At 68.7% G+C, this 22,892-nt stretch carries 23 protein-coding genes, 4 tRNA genes and 2 pseudogenes; 20 read left to right on the top strand and 9 right to left on the bottom strand.

Annotated elements, in window-relative coordinates:
- Positions 1 to 44: 44 nt before the first annotated feature.
- The 5 genes from ACZK5N_RS13095 (at position 45) to ACZK5N_RS13115 (ending at position 3,650) form a co-directional block, all read left to right on the top strand.
- Entirely contained in the window at positions 45 to 533 is a 489-nt protein-coding gene (locus ACZK5N_RS13095; RefSeq protein ID WP_459019792.1) for a double zinc ribbon and FHA domain-containing protein, read from the top strand.
- A complete protein-coding gene (gene ftsR, locus ACZK5N_RS13100) occupies positions 533 to 1,213 on the top strand; it encodes a transcriptional regulator FtsR (RefSeq protein WP_459019793.1) in 681 nt (226 codons plus the stop codon). The genes ACZK5N_RS13095 and ftsR overlap by 1 nt, the downstream gene beginning before the upstream one ends.
- A 13-nt stretch (positions 1,214 to 1,226) precedes the next feature.
- Entirely contained in the window at positions 1,227 to 1,691 is a 465-nt protein-coding gene (locus ACZK5N_RS13105; RefSeq protein ID WP_459019794.1) for a bifunctional nuclease family protein, read from the top strand.
- 165 nt (positions 1,692 to 1,856) lie between these two features.
- A complete protein-coding gene (locus tag ACZK5N_RS13110; protein ID WP_459019795.1) occupies positions 1,857 to 2,423 on the top strand; it encodes a MerR family transcriptional regulator in 567 nt (188 codons plus the stop codon).
- Between the two features lie 39 nt (positions 2,424 to 2,462).
- Positions 2,463 to 3,650 (top strand): YhjD/YihY/BrkB family envelope integrity protein, encoded by a 1,188-nt coding sequence (locus ACZK5N_RS13115; RefSeq protein ID WP_459019796.1) that lies wholly within the window; start codon positions 2,463 to 2,465, stop codon positions 3,648 to 3,650.
- On the opposite strand, the gene ACZK5N_RS13120 is transcribed toward ACZK5N_RS13115, so the two are convergent.
- The 3 genes and pseudogenes from ACZK5N_RS13120 to ACZK5N_RS13130 all read right to left on the bottom strand — a co-directional run bounded on the left by ACZK5N_RS13120 (position 3,631) and on the right by ACZK5N_RS13130 (position 9,266).
- Positions 3,631 to 5,964, bottom strand: coding sequence for a glycosyl hydrolase family 95 catalytic domain-containing protein (locus tag ACZK5N_RS13120; RefSeq protein WP_463625104.1), 2,334 nt, complete (start codon positions 5,962 to 5,964; stop codon positions 3,631 to 3,633). The two genes, ACZK5N_RS13115 and ACZK5N_RS13120, sit on opposite strands and share 20 nt — an antisense overlap.
- A complete protein-coding gene (locus tag ACZK5N_RS13125) occupies positions 5,961 to 8,009 on the bottom strand; it encodes a beta-galactosidase (protein WP_463625105.1) in 2,049 nt (682 codons plus the stop codon). The genes ACZK5N_RS13120 and ACZK5N_RS13125 overlap by 4 nt, the downstream gene beginning before the upstream one ends.
- Before the next feature lie 95 nt (positions 8,010 to 8,104).
- Positions 8,105 to 9,266, bottom strand: a pseudogene (locus tag ACZK5N_RS13130) (pyrophosphate--fructose-6-phosphate 1-phosphotransferase).
- 156 nt (positions 9,267 to 9,422) lie between these two features.
- On the opposite strand from ACZK5N_RS13130, the gene ACZK5N_RS13135 reads away from it, so the two are divergent.
- Genes ACZK5N_RS13135 through ACZK5N_RS13150 form a run of 4 tightly spaced genes read left to right on the top strand, consistent with a single transcriptional unit; the run spans position 9,423 to position 11,761 of the window.
- The gene (locus ACZK5N_RS13135; protein WP_463625106.1) at positions 9,423 to 9,791 is read left to right on the top strand and encodes a hypothetical protein; all 369 of its coding nucleotides are present in this window, start codon (positions 9,423 to 9,425) and stop codon (positions 9,789 to 9,791) included.
- Positions 9,788 to 10,216: a TadE/TadG family type IV pilus assembly protein gene (locus ACZK5N_RS13140; RefSeq protein ID WP_463625107.1), complete on the top strand. Its 429-nt coding sequence runs from the start codon at positions 9,788 to 9,790 to the stop codon at positions 10,214 to 10,216. The genes ACZK5N_RS13135 and ACZK5N_RS13140 overlap by 4 nt, the downstream gene beginning before the upstream one ends.
- A 10-nt stretch (positions 10,217 to 10,226) precedes the next feature.
- Complete coding sequence (locus ACZK5N_RS13145) at positions 10,227 to 11,120, top strand: aldo/keto reductase (protein WP_459019802.1); 894 nt, start codon at positions 10,227 to 10,229, stop codon at positions 11,118 to 11,120.
- Positions 11,121 to 11,140: 20 nt separating this feature from the next.
- Positions 11,141 to 11,761: an L-threonylcarbamoyladenylate synthase gene (locus ACZK5N_RS13150; RefSeq protein WP_463625108.1), complete on the top strand. Its 621-nt coding sequence runs from the start codon at positions 11,141 to 11,143 to the stop codon at positions 11,759 to 11,761.
- 12 nt (positions 11,762 to 11,773) lie between these two features.
- On the opposite strand, the gene ACZK5N_RS13155 is transcribed toward ACZK5N_RS13150, so the two are convergent.
- The 3 genes from ACZK5N_RS13155 to ACZK5N_RS13165 form a co-directional block, all read right to left on the bottom strand.
- A complete protein-coding gene (locus ACZK5N_RS13155; RefSeq protein WP_463625109.1) occupies positions 11,774 to 12,466 on the bottom strand; it encodes a DUF937 domain-containing protein in 693 nt (230 codons plus the stop codon).
- Positions 12,467 to 12,564: 98 nt separating this feature from the next.
- A complete protein-coding gene (locus tag ACZK5N_RS13160) occupies positions 12,565 to 13,311 on the bottom strand; it encodes a PIG-L deacetylase family protein (protein WP_463625110.1) in 747 nt (248 codons plus the stop codon).
- A gap of 2 nt (positions 13,312 to 13,313) precedes the next feature.
- Complete coding sequence (locus tag ACZK5N_RS13165) at positions 13,314 to 14,090, bottom strand: DUF1801 domain-containing protein (protein WP_463625111.1); 777 nt, start codon at positions 14,088 to 14,090, stop codon at positions 13,314 to 13,316.
- 870 nt (positions 14,091 to 14,960) lie between these two features.
- On the opposite strand from ACZK5N_RS13165, the gene ACZK5N_RS13170 reads away from it, so the two are divergent.
- The 5 genes and pseudogenes from ACZK5N_RS13170 to ACZK5N_RS13190 all read left to right on the top strand — a co-directional run bounded on the left by ACZK5N_RS13170 (position 14,961) and on the right by ACZK5N_RS13190 (position 17,721).
- Complete coding sequence (locus tag ACZK5N_RS13170; protein ID WP_463625114.1) at positions 14,961 to 16,226, top strand: IS256 family transposase; 1,266 nt, start codon at positions 14,961 to 14,963, stop codon at positions 16,224 to 16,226.
- Between the two features lie 41 nt (positions 16,227 to 16,267).
- Positions 16,268 to 16,774: pseudogene (locus tag ACZK5N_RS13175) on the top strand (DDE-type integrase/transposase/recombinase); the annotation flags it as partial.
- A gap of 189 nt (positions 16,775 to 16,963) precedes the next feature.
- Positions 16,964 to 17,179 (top strand): hypothetical protein, encoded by a 216-nt coding sequence (locus ACZK5N_RS13180; protein WP_463625112.1) that lies wholly within the window; start codon positions 16,964 to 16,966, stop codon positions 17,177 to 17,179.
- Positions 17,180 to 17,185: 6 nt separating this feature from the next.
- Positions 17,186 to 17,506: an IS110 family transposase gene (locus tag ACZK5N_RS13185; protein ID WP_463625115.1), complete on the top strand. Its 321-nt coding sequence runs from the start codon at positions 17,186 to 17,188 to the stop codon at positions 17,504 to 17,506.
- A gap of 62 nt (positions 17,507 to 17,568) precedes the next feature.
- On the top strand, positions 17,569 to 17,721 hold the full coding sequence (locus tag ACZK5N_RS13190; protein WP_463625113.1) for a hypothetical protein: 153 nt from the start codon (positions 17,569 to 17,571) through the stop codon (positions 17,719 to 17,721).
- 224 nt (positions 17,722 to 17,945) lie between these two features.
- Here the strand turns inward: ACZK5N_RS13190 and ACZK5N_RS13195 are convergent.
- The 3 genes from ACZK5N_RS13195 to ACZK5N_RS13205 form a co-directional block, all read right to left on the bottom strand.
- Positions 17,946 to 18,017, bottom strand: a tRNA-Val gene (locus ACZK5N_RS13195).
- 1 nt (position 18,018) lies between these two features.
- Positions 18,019 to 18,089 (bottom strand) — tRNA-Cys (locus ACZK5N_RS13200).
- Positions 18,090 to 18,138: 49 nt separating this feature from the next.
- Positions 18,139 to 18,211 (bottom strand) — tRNA-Gly (locus ACZK5N_RS13205).
- Positions 18,212 to 18,463: 252 nt separating this feature from the next.
- On the opposite strand from ACZK5N_RS13205, the gene ACZK5N_RS13210 reads away from it, so the two are divergent.
- The 6 genes from ACZK5N_RS13210 (at position 18,464) to ACZK5N_RS13235 (ending at position 22,743) form a co-directional block, all read left to right on the top strand.
- Positions 18,464 to 18,535: transfer RNA gene (locus tag ACZK5N_RS13210), tRNA-Val, on the top strand.
- Positions 18,536 to 18,585: 50 nt separating this feature from the next.
- Positions 18,586 to 19,356, top strand: a complete 771-nt coding sequence (locus ACZK5N_RS13215; RefSeq protein ID WP_459019808.1) for a sirohydrochlorin chelatase — start codon at positions 18,586 to 18,588, stop codon at positions 19,354 to 19,356.
- Between the two features lie 30 nt (positions 19,357 to 19,386).
- Positions 19,387 to 19,803, top strand: coding sequence for a peptide-methionine (R)-S-oxide reductase MsrB (gene msrB / locus ACZK5N_RS13220; protein ID WP_459019809.1), 417 nt, complete (start codon positions 19,387 to 19,389; stop codon positions 19,801 to 19,803).
- Between the two features lie 58 nt (positions 19,804 to 19,861).
- A complete protein-coding gene (locus ACZK5N_RS13225; RefSeq protein WP_459019810.1) occupies positions 19,862 to 20,443 on the top strand; it encodes a DUF3000 domain-containing protein in 582 nt (193 codons plus the stop codon).
- Positions 20,440 to 21,645, top strand: a complete 1,206-nt coding sequence (locus ACZK5N_RS13230) for an HRDC domain-containing protein (protein WP_459019811.1) — start codon at positions 20,440 to 20,442, stop codon at positions 21,643 to 21,645. Before ACZK5N_RS13225 ends, ACZK5N_RS13230 begins: the two co-directional genes overlap by 4 nt.
- Positions 21,646 to 21,753: 108 nt before the next feature.
- Complete coding sequence (locus ACZK5N_RS13235; protein ID WP_459020358.1) at positions 21,754 to 22,743, top strand: IS5 family transposase; 990 nt, start codon at positions 21,754 to 21,756, stop codon at positions 22,741 to 22,743.
- Positions 22,744 to 22,892 lie beyond the last annotated feature (149 nt).

The raw sequence follows: 22,892 nt of genomic DNA on the forward strand, positions 1-22,892 counted from the left end.
TTGTTGTCCTATCGCGCCCCGTCGAAGACTCAGGAGGCTCCAGCATGAAGTGCCGACAGTGTGGCTCCGTCAGCCCGGCGGAGGCGCGGTTCTGCAGTGTCTGCGGAACTCCTCTGACCGATCCCACCGGGGACACCACCACGATGACCCCGTTCAGCGGGGAGGATCGCCCCGCCGTCGAGTTGACGGAGCAGGAGCTGGCAGAGGTCAAGAGGCTCGCTGCGGGCAACGCGCTGCTCGTCGTCAACCGGGGCCCCGGAGACTCGAGCCGTTTCCTCATCGACAGCGACATCACCAACGTGGGCCGCCATGCCGAATCCGACATCTTCCTCGACGACATCACCGTGTCGCGCCACCACGCCAAGTTCGTGCGGAGCGGCGGAAAGCTGTACCTGGAGGATCTCGGCAGTCTCAACGGGACCTACGTCAACCGCACGCTGTTGGACGGGCGCACAGTGTTGCGCGAAGGCGACGAGATCCAGATCGGGAAGTACCGTGCCACGATCTCGCTGAGCGAGCCCGGTCTGAGCTGATGCCCGGCGCGGCGCGCACCATCGGCCGCGTACTGGAGATGATCCGGGCCGAGTTCCCGGAGATATCCGTATCGAAGCTGAGGTACCTCGAGGCGGAGGGCCTGATCGCCCCGGACCGTCAACAGCCATCGGGCTACCGGCGGTTCAGCCAGAACGACATCGACCGCCTCCTCTATGTCCTGCGCGCGCAACGGGACCGCTACCTTCCGCTCAAGGTCATCCGGGAGGAGCTCGACGCGCTGGACCGCGGGGAGCAGCCCGCCTCGCTGAATCCACCGGCGGATGACCAGGAGACGGAAACCGAGGCCAGGCCGCAGTCCCGCACGTCCAGCGGTCCCGGCCTGATGACCCGCCGGCAGGTGCTGAACGAGTCCGGCCTCGGAGAGGCCTCCCTCATCCAACTCGAGCGCCTCAAGATCATCCAACCCAGGCGGGGCTCGCAGCTGTTCGGCCGCGAATCGGTCGCGCTCGCAGTGGCCGCCAAGAAACTCGTGAGCTACGGCGTGGACCTGCGCCAGCTCAGGGTGATGCAACAGGCGGCGGCCATGGAGGCCGCCGTCGTCGAGCAGGCCTTGGACCAGTACCGCCGCCGCTCGGGTCCACCCCCGGATGTGGTGGTGGACCTGTACCGCGTCGTCATGCAGGCGCACGCGGCCCTCCTGCACGGACAGATTCACTGAGTAGGCTGGGCACATGATCCGCCTCGAGGTGCTCGGCATCCGCCTGATCTCCCCTGACGAGCCGCCGGTGCTGCTGCTCCAGGAAGGGGAGGGGACGCGCTGCCTGCCCATCTGGATCGGCAACATGGAGGCGGCGGCCATCGCCGGCGGCATCGAGGGCACAGATCCCCCGCGCCCCCTCACCCACGATCTCCTCGCCCAGGTCCTCACCCTGATCCCACCCGGCACGGGCCGGGTCGAGATCCGCAGCGTGGAGGAGGGCGTGTACCAGGCCGTCCTGGTCGTGGGGGACCGGGAGATCGATGCGCGCCCCAGCGACTGCGTCGCCGTCGCCGTGCGCCTCGGCTGGCCCATCGAGTGTCCGACCGCACTCATGGATCAAGTCGGGGTTGAGGTTGAGGCCGCCCAGACCGACGAGGTGGAGGCATTCAAGGCCTTCCTCGACAGCGTCAACGCGGACGACTTCGACAGTGAATAAGCCGTTGTCAGCAGCGAATAGGTGCCAGTCGGACGCGCGGGCACACTCACCGGCGGCCGAAGCCCCGCCAACTTTCTGTCGCCGGCTCGGGCGTGTCGTGGCTGCACCTGAGCCAGGGCCGTTAGCGTCAGCTCTGTCGATCAGCCGCCATCGAAGTGAGGGAACGTGACCGAGACGCCCGAGGCCGAGCCGCTGCAAGCCCTGCTGTTCGACGGCGAGTTCACCCCCGTCCCCAATGACACCGGGTACCGGGGCCCCGTCGCGCATCGTGTGGCCGGCATCACCTACCGCCAGTTGGACTACTGGGCGCGCACGGGGCTGGTGGTCCCGTCGATCCGCAACGCGGAGGGCTCCGGCACGCAGCGGCTCTACTCGTTCCGTGACATCCTCCTGCTCAGAGTGGTCAAGCGCTTCCTCGACATCGGGATCTCACTGCATCAGATCCGCGTGGCCATCGACCACCTGCGGGCCCGGGGGATCGACGACCTCACGGAACTCACCCTCGTCAGCGACGGGTTCAGCGTCTACGAGGTGACATCGGCCAACGAACTGTTCGACCTCAGCCGCGGCGGCCAGGGGATGTTCATGATCTCGGTCAGCAGCGTGTGGCGTGAGCTGGAGGGCACGCTGGCGTCGCTGCCCGGTGAGCGCACCGTCGGCGTCCAGGACGGCACCGGAGGCGCGGACCCGTCGGATGAGCTCGCCGCCAGGCGCCGTACCCGGGCGGTGTAGCCACCCCGCCGAGCCGCGTCCGCCGGTAAGGTCGACGACGTGAAGGACTGGATCGAGAAGGTAACGGCCCACCCCGTCGTCGCGCACGCCATGGCGGCCAACGACCGCTACACCACGCGCCTCGGGCCGCAGTTCGCCGCTGCCGTCACCTATTTCTCGGTGTTGTCGATGGTGCCGATCCTCATGTTCGCCTTCTCGATGCTCGGTCTGACGTTGACGGTGCTCCGCCCGGACCTGCTGGAAGGCATCAAGGCCACGATCGACGGTCAGCTGGGCGCATCCAGCCTCTCCGAGAGCCTGGGGAAGGTCGTGGACCATGCCTTCAGCAACTGGGCGTCGGTCGGCGCGGTGGCCATCCTCACGGCCGCCTATTCGGGGTCCAACTGGGTGGGCAATCTCAAGCGCGCCGTGCGGGTCATGTGGTCGGAGAAATTCTCCGACGCCTCGGAGAAGGGCAACTTCTTCGTCGAACTGGGCCTCAACCTCCTCACGTTCGTCGGCCTGCTGGCATGCGTGGGGCTGAGCCTCGGCGTGTCCACGGTCGGCGGCGGATTCTCCAGGCAGGTCATCGAGTGGCTGGGCTGGAGCCATCTCCCCGGCATCGGCTTCGTGTTCCAGGCCGTGGGGCTGGTGCTCACCCTGCTGGCCAGCTGGATCCTGGTGGCGTTCCTGTTCATCGTGATGCCTCGGGAGAAGGCCAAGACCCGCCCCTGGCTGATCGGCACCATCATCGGAGCGGTGCTCATCACCGTCCTGCAGCAGGTGGCCGGACGCCTCGTCGGCCTGTTCTCGGACAACCCGGCCGCATCCATCTTCGGCCCGGTGATCGTGCTGATGCTGGTGTTCAACCTCCTCGCCACCATCATCCTCATGTCGGCCGCCTGGGTGGGCACGAATGAGATCTGGGCCGCCCTCCTCACCAAGAAGCAGGCGGACCGGGCCGCAGGTGTGCCACACCTCACCGGCATCGACCTGGACGGTGAACCGGCCCAGGCAGCCCTTCCGCCCACCCGCTACGCCGCCACGCGGAGCCTCGACGACCTGCGGCGCGCGGATCCTGTGACACCGCCGGCCGCGGACCCGGGCCGCACGGTGCGCGAGGATGTGGCGGCGCGCAGCGTGAAGATCGGCACCGGCGTGGGATACGGCGTGGGCGCCGCCACCGGCCTCGGCCTCGGCGCGCTCCTGGCGGGGCTGGTCCGATGGCTCAGCACCCGGAGGGGCTGAACTCCACCACCACCGCGCCGCTCGCCGGCACCACGACGCTGCGCTCACCCGCCGGGAAACTCAGCAGGTAGGTGCCCGCGGCCGACGCCGTGCGCGCGCTGAGCCGGATCCGGTGGGGAGATCGGGCCCGCCACTCCAGGTCGACCGACAGCCCCGGCCGCGCCACCAGGCCCGAGACCGCGCCGTCGTCGAGATGTGGCGGGAGGGCCGGCAGCAGGTCGAGGCGGCCTGGGCGGTGGCTCTGCAGCAGGGCCTCGACGAAGGCGCCGAGAAATCCCAGGTTCCCGTCGATCTGGAAGGGGGGGTGGGCGGCGAACAGGTTGGGATACAGGCCGCCGCGCTGGCCCGAGCCACCCGCGTCCTCCGCAGGCCGCAGGACCATGGTCAGCAGCCGGCCCACGCCCTCCCCGTCGCCGAGCCTGGCGCGCAGTGCGATCTTCCAGGCCAGGGACCAGCCCGTGGAATCGTCGCCGCGAGCCTCGAGTGTCGCGGCGAGGGCCCCGGTCAGCGATCCCGGCTCGTCGTCGCCGGGGAACCAGGGGAACAGATGGGAGAGGTGCCGATGCCGCGGCTCCTTCTGCGTCCGGTCCTCGCCCCACTCGGCGACGGTGCCGTCGGGCGACAGGCGTGGCCCGGGGATGCGTGCGGCCATGTCGAGCGCCTCCGCGCCGATCGCGTCGTCGGGCGCGGACGTCGCGGCGATCTGGGCTGCCAACAGCAGCACGTCACGGGCCAGGGCCCGGTCCATCGCCGAGGATCGGGTGAGGGAGGCCGGCCGGCCCCGATGGACGAAGCGGTTCTCCGGCGACGTGGAGGGCTCGGTGTGCGCCACGCCGTCGTCGTCCACGATCAGCCAGTCCAGCAGGAACTGCGCGGCACCGCGAACGATCGGCCAGAAGCGACGGAGGGTGGCGGGGTCCATGGCGCCGAACCGGCGCTGCTCGTCGAACTGGCGCACCAGCCAGGCCCCGCCCATGGGCCACTGGGCCCACGAGGCGTCCCCGGTGGTGGGCAGCGAGTAGGCCCAGGCGTCGGTGTTGTGGTGGGCCACCCACCCGCGGGCGCCGTAGAGCCGACGGGCCGTGTCCGCACCGCGTTCGGCCAGCGCCTCCAGGAGCACGAGCAGGGCACGGTGCGGGCGGGAGGCACCCGTCGGCTCGGCTCCCCAGTAGTTCATCGGCAGGTTGATGTTGAGCGTGTAGGCCGAGGACCAGGGAGGCTGGAGCTCGACGTTCCAGACCCCCTGCAGAGTGGCAGGCAGGCCATCCTCGCGACTACTGCTGAGCAGCAGGTAGCGCCCGTACTCCACGAGGAGTGCCACGAGCCCGGGATCCCGCGCGGCCACGTCGCCCCCGGTGACGGCCCGCTGCACGCGGAGGTCCGGATCCTCGCAGTCTCCGTCGACCGTCGCCGCGGCGCCCAGCCGCAGGCTGAAGCCGGCCGACTGCCGGGTGTGCGCGGCCGTGTGGCGATCCAGCGCGGCCCGGGCCTCCGTCGCGACCCGCTCACCAGCGCGGGCCAAGGCCTCCTCGACGGGCGCCTGGGGCAGGGACGACGAGGTGAAGGTGGTCTCCACCGCGAGCACGACGCTGGTGGAGGTCGCCGCCCGGATCCACAGACCCGCCGGGTCCGCCTCCACCAGGCCGTCCGAGGCGACCGCGAGCCTCAGCACGACGTGCAGCGGATCCACCCCCGGGACCTCCCACGACAGCGGCGGGCAGGTCGGCTCGTGCGCCGGGGCAACGTCGGCGGGGAGCGCGGCGACGACGCTCAGCTGCCCATGATCAATCACCAGCGACACGCGGCGCAGCGGCGTGGTCAGGCGCACGTGTAGGTCGGCGGGGGCCGACGAGCGCACGGTGTGGACCAGCACGTCGTCGTCGAGACACGTGGCCGTGGACATGTCCCACGTCACGGCAAGGGTCTCGAGGGTCGCCGTGTGGACGCCGGCGGTCAGGTCCAGGGAACGGGTCACCGTGGCGGACGAGGCCCCGACGAGGCGGACCTCCAGGTCTCCGACGGGGAGGAAGGCCTGTGCGTAGCCGTGCTGCAGGGGGCGCAGCGCCTCCTCGGCCGCTGCCGGGTCGTCCGCCGCCAGGAACGCCCGGGCACGAGCCAACGCGTCCGCAGCGGCCTGGGGGTCGACGAGGTCGCGAAGCGCAGATCCCGAGCCGCCGGACCACGCCGTCACCTCGTTGAGGCCGATGTGCACGCAGCCCTCCGCCACGCCCACCATGGCACCGATCCGTCCGTTGCCCAGCGGCAGCCTGTCGAGCCAGGACCGGGACGGGCGGTGATAGGTCAGCCGGGTCACGACGGACCCCCTGCGTGCCGGGCCTCGAGCCGGATCACGGCCACGTCACCGGCGGCCAGCTCCAGCGCCCCGTCCACCGCACTCTTCCCGAGCAGATCGACGCCGGTGGCGGAGACCACCCTCGGCTCGGGTGAGTGGTTGATCGCGAACAGGTAGCGTCCGGTGCCGGCGCGCCGGTGCACGAGCTCGAGGCCGTCGAATCGGCTGACGGGAACGTCGGCCTCCGTCAGCATGCGCGTGAGGTGGGCGCGCAGCGCCGCGTCGTCGAGGCGGGTGGACAGGTAGTGCACCCGCCCACCGCCCGGCAGGCTCCGTCGGGTGATGGCGGGGGCGCCCGGACCGATCACCGGGTGGGCGTCCGCGGTGTAGCTGGCCACCGCGTCGGCCTCCCCGAGATGGAGCACCTCGGTCCAGGAGGAGCCGGCTGAGCCGTCGGACAGCGTGACCAGGCGCCCTGCGGGCAGGGGGATGTGCTCCTCGACGCGGATCCCGGCAAGGTCCGCGAACGCGCCCGAGTAGCTGCCCTGGTGCACGTGCAGGTGCTCGTCGGTCGATCCGGCGAAGTGCCACACGGCCAGGTTGCCGCCGCCGTCGACGAATCCGGTGAAGGCGTCCGCCTGCGCGTCGCTGACCGCGAGCAGGCTGGGGATGAGGATCAGGTCGTAGCGGGACAGGTCACCCTCCGGGGAGACCACATCGGCGACCACCCCCAACTCCCACAGTGCGGTATGCAGGCGCCGGACAGCAGGCAGGAAGCCCACGTCGGCCGACGGCATCGCCGGGGTGTCGGCGGACCACCAGGCGTCTGCGCTCCAGACGATGGCCACTCTCGTCTCGTGCACCGGACCGTCCTCGGGAGCAGCCACCGCCTCCGCGATGGATCCCATCTCAGCCCCGAGGGTCGCGATCTCGCGGAAGATCCGGCTGTCGGGGCCGGCGTGGGGGACCATGGCGGAGTGGAAGAACTCCGCTCCGGTAAGAGGGGCGCGCCACTGGAAGAACAGCGACCCCATGGCGCCGCGGGCCAGGTACTGGTAGGTGTTGCGCCGCATCCGGCCAGGTTCCTTGGGCAGCATGCGTCCGCCCTCGTAGTCATAGATGAGGCTGGTGGACTGTTCCATGAGAAGCCAGGGCCGCCCCCCGGCGAACGATCGGGCCAGGTCGGCGCCGAACGCCACGTGGATCTCGCCCGCGGGTCCCGCGTCGTCGAGATAGTGGTCGATGGAGACCACATCGATCTCGCGAGCGAACGCCCACTGGTCGTAGTGGTTCCAGGTGGGAAGCATGAAATTGGTGGTGATGGGCACGCCGGGGGAGGCCTCGCGGACCGCGGCCACCTGGTCGCGGAGGCAGTCCAGCAGCACGTCGGCGCTGAATCGCTTGAAGTCCAGGACGTGGCCGGGGTTGGCCAGGTACTGGGTGCGCTGCGGTGCATGGACGTCGCGCCAGTCGCCGTAGACCTGGGACCAGAACGGCGTGTTCCAGGCCGCGTTCAGGGCGTGGAGGTGCGCATACCGGGCCCGCAGCCACACCCGGAAGGCCTCGTCGGTCTCCGGCCCGTAGGACACGGTGCCGTACTCGTTGTGCAGGTGCCACATCACCAGCCCGGGGTGACGCCCGTAGCGCTCGGCCAGCGCGCGCGTGATCCGGATCGCCGCCGCGCGATAGGCGGGCGCGGCGGGGTTGTAGGTGTCGCGGCTTCCGTGGAGGAGGCGCACACCATCGGCGGTCACCGGAAGCGCCTCGGGGTGGAGGCGCGAGAACCAGGGCGGGGGAGAGGCGGTGGGGGTGGCCAGGATCACGCTGACGCCGGCAGCGTGCAGGCGGTCCATCGCGTCGTCGAGCCACCCGAAGGTGAAATGGCCGGGCGTCGGCTCCAGCGAGGACCAGGCGAACACCCCTACGGTCGCGGTGTTCACGCGGGCTTCACGCATGAGGCCCAGGTCCTCGTCGAGGACGGTGCGGGGCCACTGCTCAGGGTTGTAGTCACCGCCGAACCACACCCCTGGCGACCTCAGTGATCGAAACGGTTCGATTATCTGCACGCGGTCAGACTACACGCGCGGACCCTCGGCAGTGGCGCCCGGCCGTGGTCGGCGCGACGCGGCTCATCAGGGACGGGCAGCGTCGCGCCGCACGATCAGTGCGCGATGGCAGCGGCAGGGAAGTCCTGGCCGATGGCGGCGAGAAGCTCGGCGTACCAGTCCTGGTTGATGTCGAACGGCTTGCCGCCCTTGATCCGGTCGAAGGCGATCGCGCTCAGCACGTCACCGTTCTCCTCATCGTGACCGATGACACCCGGCTCGCCCTTGAGGGCGCAGTCCACGGCGAGATCGGTGCACTCCTTGATGAGCGCCAGGTCGGCGTCGTTGGCCGCGGCCGAGCGGGAGAAGTATCCGGACTTCTGGATCATCACCTTCTCACTTCACGTGACCGAAGGGGTCACGCGGAACCTCCTCGCCCGCGGCCTCCATCTCCGCCACGATGGCGTCGAGCCCTGCGCCCTCCGAGAGGAAGATCGTCACGTTGCCGACCGTATCCATGACGGAGCCGAGGCGCTCGGCCTCCTTAGCCAGGTCGATGACGCCCTCCGGCACGTACACGCCGTGCACGTCCCACGCCTCCCGGGAGAGGCCGATCTCCGGCAGCCACTCCTGCGTGTCGAGCCACTTGCGGTACTCGGCCGCCGTCGCCGCCGTCAACCATCCACAGTGTCGCCCCATGACTTCGTGGACGATGAGCATGCGTGAGCCGGAGTTGTGCTCCGCGACGATGTTCTTGGCGAAGATCGCACCCTGCTCAGCGGCTGTCCACGCGCCGAGCGACTGCCTGATCGGAATCACGTCGTTGTCGATGGTCTTGGGCAGGCCCACGACGGTCAGTCCGTAGTCGTGCTCGGCCAGGTAGGCGGCCAGATCGGCGGCGGTGGTGTTGGTGTCGTCGCCTCCGATGGTGTGCAGGACATCGACGCCGTCGGCGACGAGGCGGTCGGCGGCCACCTGGAGGGGATTGGCGCCCTTCTCGACCAGGCCTCGCTTGACCAGATCCTTGGCGTTGGTGAGCTTGACCCGGGAGTTGCCCACCGGCGACCCGCCGAACCTGTGCAGCAGCGCGGCGTTGGCGCGCACCGTGTCGTCGACGACGAGGAAGTCGCCCTTGAGGAGACCCTGGTACCCGTGACGGTAGGCAATGATCTCGACCTCAGGCGCCACAGCCGTGTACCGCTCGATCAGTCCGCCGATGGCGGAGGAAAGGCAGGGGGCGAATCCGCCGGCCGTGAGGATGGCTACCTTCTTGACCATGAGTGTCCTTTCGTGAAATCTGTGACGCTCAGCGCGTCGGCTCCAGCCTATTGCACCCTCCGGGAGGGGGCGCCCCTGGGCCCGCGATGTCCGGGGGGCCGCCGAGTTGTCCACAACCTGGGGGGACGTGACCCCCGGGCTTGGCACGATGGCGCCATGAGAGTCGAGCACGATCAGCGGGGGATTAGCGGGTCGGTACAGGCCGTGGTCCTGCTTCCCGTCACCATCGGGGTCTTCCTGAGCCTTCTGCAGTGGTCGCTGCAGTACTGGGGGGAGGCCACCGCCCTGGCTGCCGCCCAGCAGGGCGCAGCCGTCGCCGCGGCCTTCGGCGGATCGCGCGCCGACGGCGAGAGGGAGGCCGCCGGGGTCGCGGCGAACGGGGCGCTGACCGGGGTCCGGGTGAGCGTTGAGCGCGGTGGGAGGGTGACCACCGCCACCGTGAGCGGCCGGACGGTGACCGTCGTCTGGCCGAGGGAGGTGGCCAGGACGGTTATGGTGACCACCGAACGGGTGACCGGCTCATGAACCCGAAGCGGGATCAGCGAGGCCTGGCCCCCTCCATCGAGGCGGTGGTGATCCTGCCTGTGCTCGTGCTGTTCATCGGTCTCCTCATCACGCTGGCCAGGGTCGCCATCGCGGACCAGAGCGTGGGCGACGCCGCGGCCGCCGCCGCGCGCGCGGCGTCGATCGAGCGCAGTCCCGCCCTGGCCCACAGGTCCGCTGAGGAGGCGGCCCGCCAGGCGCTGGCGCAGCGCACCGTGCCGTGCCGGCGCACGGAGGTGGGGGTCGACGCGTCCGGGGTGGCACGGAGGCTCGGGGAGCGGGCGACGGTGAGTGTCGACGTGCTCTGCGTGGTCGAACTGCGTGACGTGTCTCTGCCCTACATCCCGGGGCAGGTAGAGGTCTCCGCCGTCCGCACCTCTCCCGTAGACCCCTACAGGGGCCGCTAAGGTGAGGGCCATGACCAGTACGAAGCTACGCCGCCTCGGCCAGTTCTCCGTGAGCTCGATCGGCCTGGGCGCGATGCCGTTCTCGATGAGCGACAAGCCGTCGAAGCCCTCCGAGGACCAGGCGCTCGCCACGGTGCATGCCGCCCTCGACGCCGGCATCACCCTCATCGACACCGCGGACATCTACGCTCCCACCTGGGATTCGATGGGGCACAACGAGCGGCTCGTGGCCAAGGCGCTGCGCAGCTACGACGGCGACGTCAGCAACGTCGTCGTCGCCACCAAGGCCGGCATTACGCGGAGCGAGGGAGAGGGATGGGGGCGCAACTCGGCGCCGGACTATCTGCGCCGCCGTCTGGAGTCCGCCCTCTCCACCTTGGGCGTCGACACGCTGGACCTGTTCTACCTGCACCGGCCTGACCGCACGCGCGTGTACGCCACTGTCATGGAGACCTTCGCCGCCTTCAAGGCCGAGGGCCTGATCGCGGAGATCGGCATCTCGAACGCCAATGTGGAGGAGATCCAGATCGCCGTCGATGTCCTCGGCGACGGCGAGCTCGCGGCGGTGCAGAACGAGTTCTCGCCTAAGTTCAACCATACGAGCAAGATGGAGCTGGACTACTGCGCCCAGCGCGGCATCGCGTTTCTCCCGTGGTCGCCACTGGGCGGCACGGGCGGCGGCGCCGCCACCGTGGGCAGGCGGTTCCCGATCCTCGCAGAGATCGCATCCGGGCACGGCGTCTCGCCGCAGCAGGTCACTCTGGCGTGGGAGCTCGCGCTGGGGGACCACGTGGTCGTGATCCCGGGCGCCTCCCGGCCAGAGTCCATCAGAGACTCCGCGCTGGCCATGGACCTCGACCTGGGGGCCGACGAAGTGGAGGCCATCTCCGCCGCCGTGCTGTGAGGCTTCGGTAGCCTGAGCCCATGGCCCAGTACTTCGACGTTCATCCGGACAACCCGCAGCCCAGATCGCTGGCGCAGGTCGCCCGGATCCTGGAGCAGGGTGGCCTCATCGCCTATCCCACGGACTCGTGCTTCGCGCTCGGATGTGCCCTCGGCAACGCCGCGGGCATCGAACGCATCAGGCGGATCCGCGACCTCGACGACAAGCACCACTTCACCCTCGTGGTGGACAGCTTCGCCAAGCTCGGGGCCTACGTGGAGATGGACAACTGGATCTTCCGAGCGGTGAAGGCGGCCACGCCCGGCCCCTTCACCTTCATCCTCAAGGCCTCACGCGAGGTTCCTAAGATGATGCAGCATCCGAAGAAGCGCACGGTCGGCGTGCGGATTCCGGACCATCGCACCACATTGGCGCTACTGGAGACGGTAGGGGCGCCGTTGCTGTCCTCGACGCTGCTCCTGCCCGGCCACGAGGAGTCCCTCACGGACGGCTGGACCATCAAGGAGCTCCTGGATCACCAGATCGATGCCGTGCTCGACTCAGGGGACTGCGGGGTGGAGCCCACCACCGTCGTCGACCTGAGCGGCGACGAGCCCGTGATCGCCCGTCTTGGTGCCGGGGACCCGTCGCCGTTCGAGTGACCGGGCCCGTCCTCAGCGGCGCCCGCCGCCCAGCAGCCCGCCCAGGATGTCACCGAGGATCCCGCCACCGAGGCCGCCCGGCTGCGCCTGCTGATGGGTTCCGGTGGGCTGGGACTGGGGCACGGGCATCCGGAGCACACCGTCGTCAGCCTGACCGGAGGTCGGCACGCGGAACTGCGGCTGCCCGCCCTGACCGGTCTGCGGCGCGGGTGCCTGAGGAGCGGCCGGACCGCCGCCGAGGATCTGGCCCAGGATGTCACCGAGGCCGCCGCCGGTAGGGGACTGCGGCGCCTGCCCCTGCGCCTCGTCGCGTCCCATCAGCTTGCCCGCCAACCACGACATGACGATCGGGGCAAGAATCGGCAGCAGCTTCTGAATCAGCGCGTTGCCGCCGCCCAGCCCACCTAGCTGGTTGACCACCTGGTCCTCGTTGGGCCCGAACACGTGGTGGGTGATCTTCGCCCCGTCATCGGGATCCACGTCGTCGACGTTGATGCCTCCGTCGAGAAGCTGCGGGTCGTGCTGCTGGATCGCGCCCCTGAGTGATGCCTCACCTGCGGGGTCCTGCGCGTTGGCACCCATACCCATGAGGAGTGCGGGCAGGGCGTTGCGGGCGGCGGCCTCGACCTCCTCGGGGCTCGCCCCCACCCGCTGCGCGAGCTGATCGATGGGAAGGGTGGACAGCAGCTCGTCGTAATCGAACATCGGTGACTCCTTGTCAGACGCGGCGCTCGGAGTGCGCTTCGAATCCACGCTAGGCGACGGCGCGGCCGCACGTCGCCGTTTCCCCCAATCACCCCGAGTCAGGCCTCCCGAGTGAGCCGGTGGACCCTGAACAGGCACGCGTACTCTGCGCCGATCGCCTGCCCCTGCTGTCCGAGCATCCCGGGGATGAACTCGCGGGGCGCCGGGTGGCCGGGGATGTCGGCGAGATACGCACCATGGGCCTCCAGGGAGCGAACGCCCGCATCCACGTCGTCGGCGGTCAGGACGGCGCCGTGCGTGGGGGAGTTGTCCGCCGCCACGAGCAGCCAGGTGGTGGCCCACTTCGCCAGCCCTTCGTCGCGGGCCAGCTCGGGGTGGACCCAGGTGTTGTCCGCGTCGCGGACGGCGTCGAGGGTGACCAGGCCGGCCACCCGGTGGTCCGCCTGGTTGAGGCCCCAGCCCACCTCGACATCCCAGGCGCTGGTGACGACCGCGTCGGGTTTGAACTCCCGGATCCTCCTGGCCACGTCGCGGCGGAGGTGGAGCGAGTAGACCAGCATGCCGTCGGGGTGGTCGAGGATCTCCAGGTCCTTCACGCCCACCTCGTCGCAGGCCGCCCGCTGCTCCAGTGCCCGCAGTGAGCCCACCTCCGACGGGGGACGCTGCATGCCCGCCTCGCCCGAGGTGAGGAGGAGGTATGCCACCTCGGCGCCCTGGGTCACCCAGCGGTGGACACAGGCCGACAGGCCGTACTCGACGTCGTCGGGGTGCGCCACGACGCACAGGATGCGCTTGAATCCCTCGTCAGGGAGGATTTCGAGGGTTGGACGGGCTGATTCTGCCATCGTCACGGTTCCTTCGTGTCAGGAGGCGCGGCGTCACCGGCCAGGGCATCCACCACACGCAGGACCAGCTCACGGGGAAGCGGTCTGTTCAGCGGGAACCACAGGGTGCCCTTCCCGCGGACGAAGGGGGCGAGCTCGGCCTGGAGATCCGGGTCCGCCGGAACCGGGTAGACGGCCACGTGATCCCTCCAGCCTGAGACGAACACCCTCGCGCGCCCCTTGACGGGCTTGTAGCCGACGATGCCGTAGCTGAACACCTCGTCGGCGTGGGGGAGCGCGTTGCGCACGAGGTCGCGGAGTTCGTCGAACATGGGCCGGGCGGCCGGCGGGACGGACGCCACGTACTGGTCCACCGTCGTTGCCTTCGGCGTCGTCGCACTGGACAGGGCATAGCTCGCCTCGAGCATGTCCCGGAGAACCTCGGGGTCTACGTCGGCGAGCTTGTTGAGGTACAGGCAGGAGACGCTGCTTTTGTGCTTACCCAGCCGCGCCAGGTGACCCCCGTAGCGGTCGAAGCCCTCGTTGACGTACATGGTCAGCGTGGCCGTGCGCGGGCTGAAGGCCAGCCTCGGCATGTCGCCCTCGCGTCCGGTGCCGTAGCGGTAATGCTGTGTGCCGAAGCCGATGATGCTGGGCCCCCACATGATCGGCGGCTCACCGGTGATCTCGCGCATCATGCGGATCAGTTCTCCAGATTCGTTCCTGCGCCCCTCGGGGACCGTGGCGAGGAATTCCTCCACCTGCACCGAGGGGGGCCGCGTCGCGTTGTCGTCGGGCACACGCCCACTGTCAGTGCTGGGATCGATCTCTGTCAAGGTCCCAGTAGCCGCATCGGTGGAATTCATCAACGGACCCGTGCCGCGAACCGGCGAAGGCCTCCACAGCGCACGACGCGGCGACTTCCGCATCGTGACCATCGTGGCCATCGGCCACCGATCCGACCTCTACAGGAGTAATGAGCCACCCCCGCGCGGCTGTTGAGAGCGTTCAGGCGGTTCGTGACTCGACAGTGTCAGCCCGTCCGTTGTGGGGACATGTCTCGTCGAGCTCGAGGGTCGCTCCGCCTCAGACGCGGGATCCAACCCGAGCCTCCACCGCGGAGACGGTCCCCCAGTGCCGCCCCCCACGCTCAACCCGGTCCTAGGCCACCACCACTACCGGCACTCCTCCGCGGACAAGGCCACCGCCCACCTCCAGGTGATGAACCTTCCAGACGCGGAAACGCGCCCCCAGTGGCACCCCGTGCTCCACCCGCTGAGCGTGGACTCCCGCACTGGCGTCCCGCCACCGCGGACACCCTCGATGACAGCGGCCATCACCACCGCGGCGCCGATGCAGAACCCGACGACTTATCCGTCCGCGCGGCGGCTTCTAGTGTCATTGAATCACCCCGGCGTGTCCGGAGACTCGGATCCTTGGGAAGGATGGAGTCATGCCAGGAAACACATCGAAGAGGTACCCGGCTGAGCTGAAGGCTCGGGCGGTGCGGATGTATCACGAGATCAGACCCGACCACGACAGGGACACCGCTGCGATGACCAAGGTCGCGCACCTGTTGGGGATCGGGGACTGTACGTTTTCCGGTGTAACTCCGATGTAGGAGGTACCCGATGAGGATGCAGGTTGAGCCGGTCGCTGAGGCGGTCGTGATGGAGGTCGAGGATCAGGTGACAGCGACGGCCCCGTTGGTGGACAAGGACTTGGTGGCGCAGCTCGTGGGCGACGCGCAGCGGCTGGGGCTGTCAGTGGAGGGTGAGGGCGGGTTGTTAGCGCAGCTGACGAAACTGGTCCTGGAGTCGGCTTTGGAGGGCGAGATGACCGCCCATCTGGGCTATGACAAGCATCAACGCACTGAGGATGCGTCGAATGCCCGCAACGGGACCCGGTCGAAGACGGTGCTGACGAAGGCCGGCCCGGTCGAGATCGCTGTCCCTCGGGATCGGGCGGGGTCGTTCGAGCCGGTCGTGGTGGCGAAGCGGCAGCGCAGGTTGGGGGCGATCGAGGATGTGGTGTTGTCGCTGTCGGCGCGCGGTATGACCCATGGTGACATCTCGGCGCATCTGGCCGATGTGTATGGCTCTGAGGTGTCGAAGACCACGATCTCGACGATTACCGACAAGGTCCTGGACTCGATGGGCGAGTGGCAGAACCGGCCGCTGGACCCGGTGTATCCGGTGGTGTTCATCGACGCGATCCATGTGAAGGTCCGTGACGGGCAGGTCGCGAATCGGCCGATCTACGTCGCGTTGGCGGTCACTGTCGACGGGAACCGCGACATTCTGGGCCTGTGGGCCGGCGACGGCGGTGAGGGCGCGAAGTACTGGCAGCAGGTGCTCACCGAGATCAAGAACCGTGGCGTCGCCGACGTGTTGATGCTGGTGTGTGACGGGTTGAAGGGGCTGCCCGAGTCGGTGGGGAACGTGTGGCCCAAGACGATCGTGCAGACCTGTGTGGTGCACCTGATCCGCGGGTCGTTCCGTTACGCGGCGAGGCAGGACTGGGACAAGCTGGCCCGCTCTCTGCGGCCGATCTACACCGCCGACACCGTGTCCGCGGCGGAGGACCGGTTCCTGGAGTTCACCGAAGCATGGGGTGCTAAGTACCCGGCGATCGTGCGGTTGTGGGAGAACGCGTGGGCAGACTTCGTCCCGTTCCTGCAGTTCGACAAGGAGATCCGCCGGATCGTGTGTACCACCAATGCGATCGAGTCGGTCAACGCCCGGATCCGTAAGGCGGTCAGGGCCCGGGGGCACTTCCCGAACGAGCAGGCCGCGTTGAAGTGCGTCTACCTGGCAGTGATGGCGCTGGACCCCACCGGTAAGGGACGAGCGCGATGGACACAGCGTTGGAAAGGCGCCCTCAACGCGTTCGAGATCACCTTCGACGGACGGCTCTCCGCCGGCCGCCGATACTGAGAGTCAAACAACCATGAGATACACCGTTAAGTTGACAGACCCTGTCGACCTGGTCCGGGTGGGTTTACGTCGCGTTCGTCGTCGATGCCTACGCCCGCCGGATCCTCGGCTGGCGCTCCGGGCCGTCAATGACCACTCAGCTGGTCCTCGATGCCCTGGAGCAGGCCGTGTGGTCCCGTCAGCGCGATGGCCGCGACGGGTTCGATGATCTGGTCCATCACAGCGATCGCGGCTCCCAATACACCTCGATCAAGCTGTCCGAGCGGCTCGGCGAGGCGGGGATCGCCGCCTCCGTCGGGGCCGTCGGCACCAGCTATGACAACGCGTTGGCCGAGACGATCAACGGTTTGTTCAAGACCGAGCTGATCAAACCCCGAGGCCCTTGGCGCACCAGCGACGAGGTCGAGTTCGCTACCGCGGAATGGGTCGACTGGTTCAACCATCGCCGCCTCTACCAGTACTGCGGCGACATGCCACCCGTCGACCTCGAAGCCCTCTACTACGATGCAGAATCAGCCCTGCAACCAGCAGAGTTCACAACACAATGAGTCTCCGGACACGCCGGGGTGATTCACATTGACGGTAGATCTTGGCCGAGGCTCGGTTCAGGTGTCCGGGGTGGTCGCTCTCGTTCGCGGCTGTCGACGTAGTTCGCGCGTGTGACTCTCTCATGGACTGCGCTGCCCCGCCCTCCCATGCCCGACACCTCATTCGGACAAGGGGCAAGGGGGCACGTCATGAGTCAGGACATGCCACGGGTGGTGATCGGGATGGATCCGCACAAGCGGACCGCCACCATCGAGGTGATGACCGCCGACGAGACCATTGTTGGTGGAGACCAGTTCACCACCGACACCGACGGCTACACCGCGATGCTCGGCTACGGCCGGCAATGGCCCGAAAGGGTGTGGGCGGTCGAGGGCTGTGAAGGGATCGGCCGCCACATCGCGTAGCGGCTGATCGCCGACGGTGAGCCGGTGGTCGACGTCCCGGCGAAGCTGTCCGCGCGGCTCCGGTTCTACGCCACCGGGCAGGGCCGCAAGACCGACGACACCGACGCCCACTCCATCACCTTGGTCGGGGTACGCATGTCCGGGCTGCGGCCGGTGGTGGCCCACGAGCAGATCGAGATCCTGCGGCTGCTGGTCGACCGTCGCCGACGCATCGGTGAGGAACACACCGTGAAGGTGTGCCACCTGCACCAACTGTTGCTGGAACTGATCCCGGGCGGGGCGAAGAAGGACCTCTCCGGTCAAACCACCTGGGCAGCAACAAACTGACATAATGCTGCTTATCGGTCAATCCGGTTCGATCTAGTTCGCCCAGACCGCCGTTGCCCGGAATGACCTGTGACCAGGATCAGTGCCAGGCTGGCGAGCGCTGCCGTCGTCGTCAGTGCGGCGACGCCCCTGCGCAGTCCGACATGCCGGGCATCGCCGACCAGAAGGACGACAGGGAGCGTCAGCGCACCGTCACCTCGGCCAAGCCCGGATGACCTACGACTGCATCGTCGTCGGGTCCGACGGAATCCGTCGAAGCGCTGGCGACTGGACGCTGGGCTCCCACCAAGCTGGCGGATCGTGGGTCGTCGCGCTGCCCGACGGCGGGCTGGAGAGGGTGGAACTCATCACGGAGTCAGGGACACTCTGGTCCACTGCCAGGTTCTGACCCCGCTCGGGTCGAAAAAACAGATGAGCCCCTGGCGAGAGGGGCTCATCGTGGGCGATGCCGGGTTTGAACCGGCGACCTCTTCCGTGTCAGGGAAGCGCGCTACCACTGCGCCAACCGCCCGAGGTGGAGACGGGATTTGAACCCGTGTACACGGATTTGCAGTCCGTTGCCTCGCCTCTCGGCCACTCCACCAGGATGGAGCTTTACCCTCCCCGATCGGGTGGGAGAGACCTGATCTCCGAGCGGACGACGAGATTCGAACTCGCGACCCTCACCTTGGCAAGGTGATGCTCTACCAACTGAGCCACGTCCGCATGCGCTGTCTGCATCTGCCCTTGTGGGACTGCCGCAGCTGGCGCGTAGAGAACATTAGCGCACCCCCGGAGTGGACACAAATCAACGATCGGCCTGCCGTGCGTCGACGGCTGTCGCGAGCGCGCTGGGCCCGACGTGCCCGCCGGGGCGCAATCGGGTGAGGCATGATCCCGAGTACGCATGGACCTGACGCGAGTCTCGTCGCCGGTTCGCGTTCTCCCGCGGATTCCACTAGACTCCCGTTTCGCTAGGGGCGATTGGCGCAGTGGTAGCGCGCTTCGTTCACACCGAAGAGGTCGGCGGTTCGAAACCGCCATCGCCCACTCTAGATCTCCGAACTGCCATGCACCCGTGGCCCGATGAGAGAGAGTCGATGACGGCGCCGGCAATCGTGCTCGTGGCTGAGGGGCCGGATGAAGCGCCGGTCGCCAATGCTCTCACCGGCATCGCGATCGCGCTGCAGGAGGCCCGCCCAGACCTGCGCATCCACCTCGCACGTCTGGGTGGCGTGGATCCAGGCCTGGAGCAGATCGTCGCCGGTCTGGTGGCCGACGACGTGGCGGAAGCCGTCCTCGTTCCGCTGGACCTGGTCTCCGCGGCGGCGTACCCGTCCGAGTTGGACAGCTTCACCCACTCCCCTGACATCCATCTGGCCATCAGCCGGCCGGTCGGCCCCGCGGGCGAGGTGCTCAACATCCTCGACGAGCGCGTGCGCGAGGCCCTGCACCGCGGCGGAGCCCTGGAAATCGACGGGCTCGTCCTCACCGCCCCCGGCGGCGGAGACGTCCGCGGCTCCTCTCTCCTGGCGAGGCGAGCACGCCAGTGGTCGGCCCACCATCGCCTCCCTGTCCAGTTGGCCGTCGAGGACGGTGACGGCCGCGCCACGGCGGCCGCCGTGCAGTCCCTGCGGATGCAGGGGCGGCGCCACATCGCCGTCGGCAGCCTCCACCTGACGCCCACTCCGGCGTATCGAACCCACGCCCAGGCCGCGCTGCGAGCAGGCGCGGTGGCCGTGACAGCCCCCCTCGGTGACAGTCCTCACCTCCGCCAGCTCATCCTCGCCCGCTACGCGTTCGGTGCCATGGAGCTCCTCGACGGCACTCCCACTCGGCTTCCCGACGATCTCGACGGTGAGGACGCCTGAGGCTTGACGCCTGCGCATAGGATCGTCGGCATGACCGAGCCCTACGTCGCCCCAGTGGCCAAGTCCGACGAGCAGTGGCGGGCCGAGCTCTCTGCGCTCGAATTCAAAGTCCTCCGCCTCGCCGGCACCGAGATGCCCTACACCGGCGAGTACACCGACACCGAGGACGAGGGCATCTACGAGTGTCGCGGCTGTGGCGCCGAACTCTTCCGCAGCACCGAGAAGTTCCACTCGCACTGCGGCTGGCCCAGCTTCTTCTCCCCCCTGGCCGAGGAACGGGTCCGCTACATCAAGGATGAATCGCTGCCGGGTCGCCCGCGGGTCGAGGTGCGTTGTGCGGCGTGCGACGGACACCTGGGGCACGTGTTCGAGGGCGAAGGCTACGACACCCCCACAGATCTGCGCTACTGCATCAACTCCGTGAGCCTCAGGCTGCGGCGGCCGTAAGCTGCCCGCCCGGCGAGTCCGCAGGGCTGTGGCGGCGCCTCCGCTTAGGCTGGGCCCCGTGCCAGCCAACGTGACCCCTCTACCTCCGGAGCCCTTCGCGCGGGCCCTCCGCGAGCTCGACGCCATGACCTGGCGTCGCGGGTTCCGCACGAACGAGATCGGCTCTCCTCAGCGCATCGCCCCCCACTCCGTCGCGATCGAGGCCGAGCTCGGCGACGAGGACGAACCCCTGGCCACCGGCCGGCTGATCCTCCTGCACGACCCTGCCGGGAACGACTCCTGGAGTGGCACGTTCCGCCTCGTCACCTACGTCAGGGCGGACGTGGACGTGGAGATGGTGACCGATCCCCTCCTGCCGGAGGTGGCGTGGTCGTGGTTCACCGAGGCGCTCGAGAGCCGAGGGTGTGCGGCGCACTCCCTGGCGGGCACGGTCACGGCCTCGTACGGCCGCGGTTTCGGCGAGATGGCCGACGAGGACCGGGCCGAGGTAGAGCTGCGCTGCTCGTGGACCCCTACGCTGGACGAGCGACACTCCCTCATTGAACACCTGACCGCCTGGGAGGACCTCATGGCTCACGTGGCGGGCCAGCCGCCCCTCCCACCCGGCATCGCTCCACTCCCCCTGGGGCGCCGCTCATGACCTACGTCGAACACAGCCGCGAACCGCTGCGTCCCGTCGTCGACACCGTGGAATCGCTCGAGCAGTGCCTGGATTCACTCAGCGTGGCGACGGGGCCCGTCGCGTTCGACACCGAGCGTGCGCACGGTCACCGCTACTGGCCGAAGGCCTACCTCCTGCAGATCAGGCGTGAGGGCGCCGGGACCTGGCTGATCGACCCGGTCGCCCTGGAGGCCGACGGAACGGCGGATCTGAGCGCGGTGGTGGACGCCTGCGGCGACGCCACCTGGATCATCCACGCCGCAAGCCAGGACCTGCCCTGCATGCGCGGGGTGGGAGTGATTCCCCCACGGATCTTCGACACCGAACTGGCTGCCCGGCTCTTGGGCAAGCCCGGCGCGAGCCTGGGTGCCCTCCTGTTCGCGGAACTCGGCGTCAAGCTCCGCAAGGCCCACTCAGCGGACAACTGGTCCAAGCGCCCCCTGCCCGAGTCGTGGCTGGTGTACGCGGCCCTCGACGTGGACTACCTGCTGGAACTGGCCGAGGTGCTCCGGGAGGACCTCATCCTCGCCGGTCGCGATGAGTGGGCCAACCAGGAGTTCGACGACGCCCTCGTCCGGTACTCCGCCGAGCCCGAGCCGAGGACCGACCCGTGGCGGCGGCTGAGCGGCATCACCGCGCTGCGCGTCCCCAGGCAGTACGCGGTCGCGCGGGCCCTGTGGCTCGAGCGAGACGCCATCGCCCAGCGCCGCGACCGCCCGCCCGGGTGGATCCTGCACGACACCGCAATCCTGGAGCTGGCCACCCGCGCGAAGGATTCAGTGCCGGTGCGCGCCCAGGTGCAGGCGATCCCCGCCTTCAGCTCCCCTCCGGGGCAGCGCCACCTCAGCAACTGGCTCGGCGCGCTGGACCAGGTCCGGGCCATGCCGGAGGCGCACTATCCGCCTCGACGGGCGCCCCACGCAGGTGTCCCCCACCCCCGCACGTGGGACCGGATCAATCCCGACGCCGCCGAACGGTGGGCGAAGGTGCGTCCCGCCGTCGACGAACTGGCCTGTGACCTGGGAGGACTCCAGCCCAGCCTGGTGGCTCCGCCCGCCGCCCTGCACGCCGCACTCTTCGAACACCCCCTCGTCACGCGGGACATGCTGCTCGCCCTCGGCGCACGGGCCTGGCAGGCCGACTTCCTGGTTCCGCTGATCGCGGACGCCCTCGAGGCCTAGGGAACCGCTGATTAATGGGCCAGCCTGGTTTGTCGGTGGATGCGCAGTCGGTGGGTGTTTGGCCGGTGAATGGCGTGTTGGCTAGGTAGAATGCTGGTTGTGGATGAGTTGCAGCCGAGTTTGTCTGAGGTCGAGTACGGTCAGCGTCGCCGGGTCCCGAAGCGGGAGGAGTTCCTCAAGCGGATGGACGCGGTGGTGCCGTGGGCGGACTGGGTCAAGCTGATCGAGCCGCACTACTACAACAAGACCCGCGGCAGGCGGCCGATACCGCTCGAGACGATGCTGCGGATGTACCTGCTGCAGGTGTGGTTCCACCTCTCCGACGAAGGCGTGGAAGATCAGATCAACGACTCGTACGCGATGCGCAAGTTCATGGGTGTGGACTTCGCTACCAGGCAGGTCCCTGACGCCACGACCCTGCTGCATTTTCGGCACCTGCTGGAGGAGCACCAGCTGGGTGAGGCGATGTTCTCCGCGTTGAACGCCCGGCTGGAGGCCGACGGTCTGGTCATGCGTGGCGGGAGCATCGTGGATGCCACGATCATCGCCGCACCTTCGTCGACGAAGAACGCCACCGGCACCCGGGATCCCGAGATGCATCAGACCAGGAAGGGGCGCCAGTGGTACTTCGGGATGAAGGCCCACGCCGGGGTCGATGCCGGCACGGGTCTAGTGCACTCGGTGACCGCGACAGCAGCCAACGTGCACGACCTGGACCAGATCACCCATCTGGTGCGCGAGGATGACCAGGTCGTCTACGCCGACGCCGGCTATTCGGGTGTGACGAAACGCCCCGAGATCCGCGGCGACGACCACCTGTCACACGTCGAGTGGCGGGTCGCTGCCCGGCAGGGCACGTGGAGAGCGATGCACCCTCACGAGCAGCGACTCGAGTCGAGGAAGGCGTCGGTGCGGGCGAAGGTGGAGCACGTGTTCCTGATCGTGAAGCGGGACTTCGGGCTGTCCAAGACCCGCTACCGCGGGCTGGCGAAGAACCTGAACCAGCTCCAGGTCGCGATGGCCTCGGCGAACCTGCTGATGCTCGCCCGCGCGAACACGATCGAAACCAGACTCAAGACCGCCGCTGCTACCGGGTAGCCCCTGGCGGCAGCCTGCCCAGAACCGCAGAAAAGGGCCCTGAACAAGGGCCGGAGGGCAAGCAACCGGCCCTCACCGGCCCCACCGGCGGCCCCACAGCCACCGTCAAGCCCACCCCCGGACGGATGCCCCAAATGATCAGCGGATCC

The sequence above is a fragment of the Tessaracoccus pujii genome, assembly GCF_055326215.1.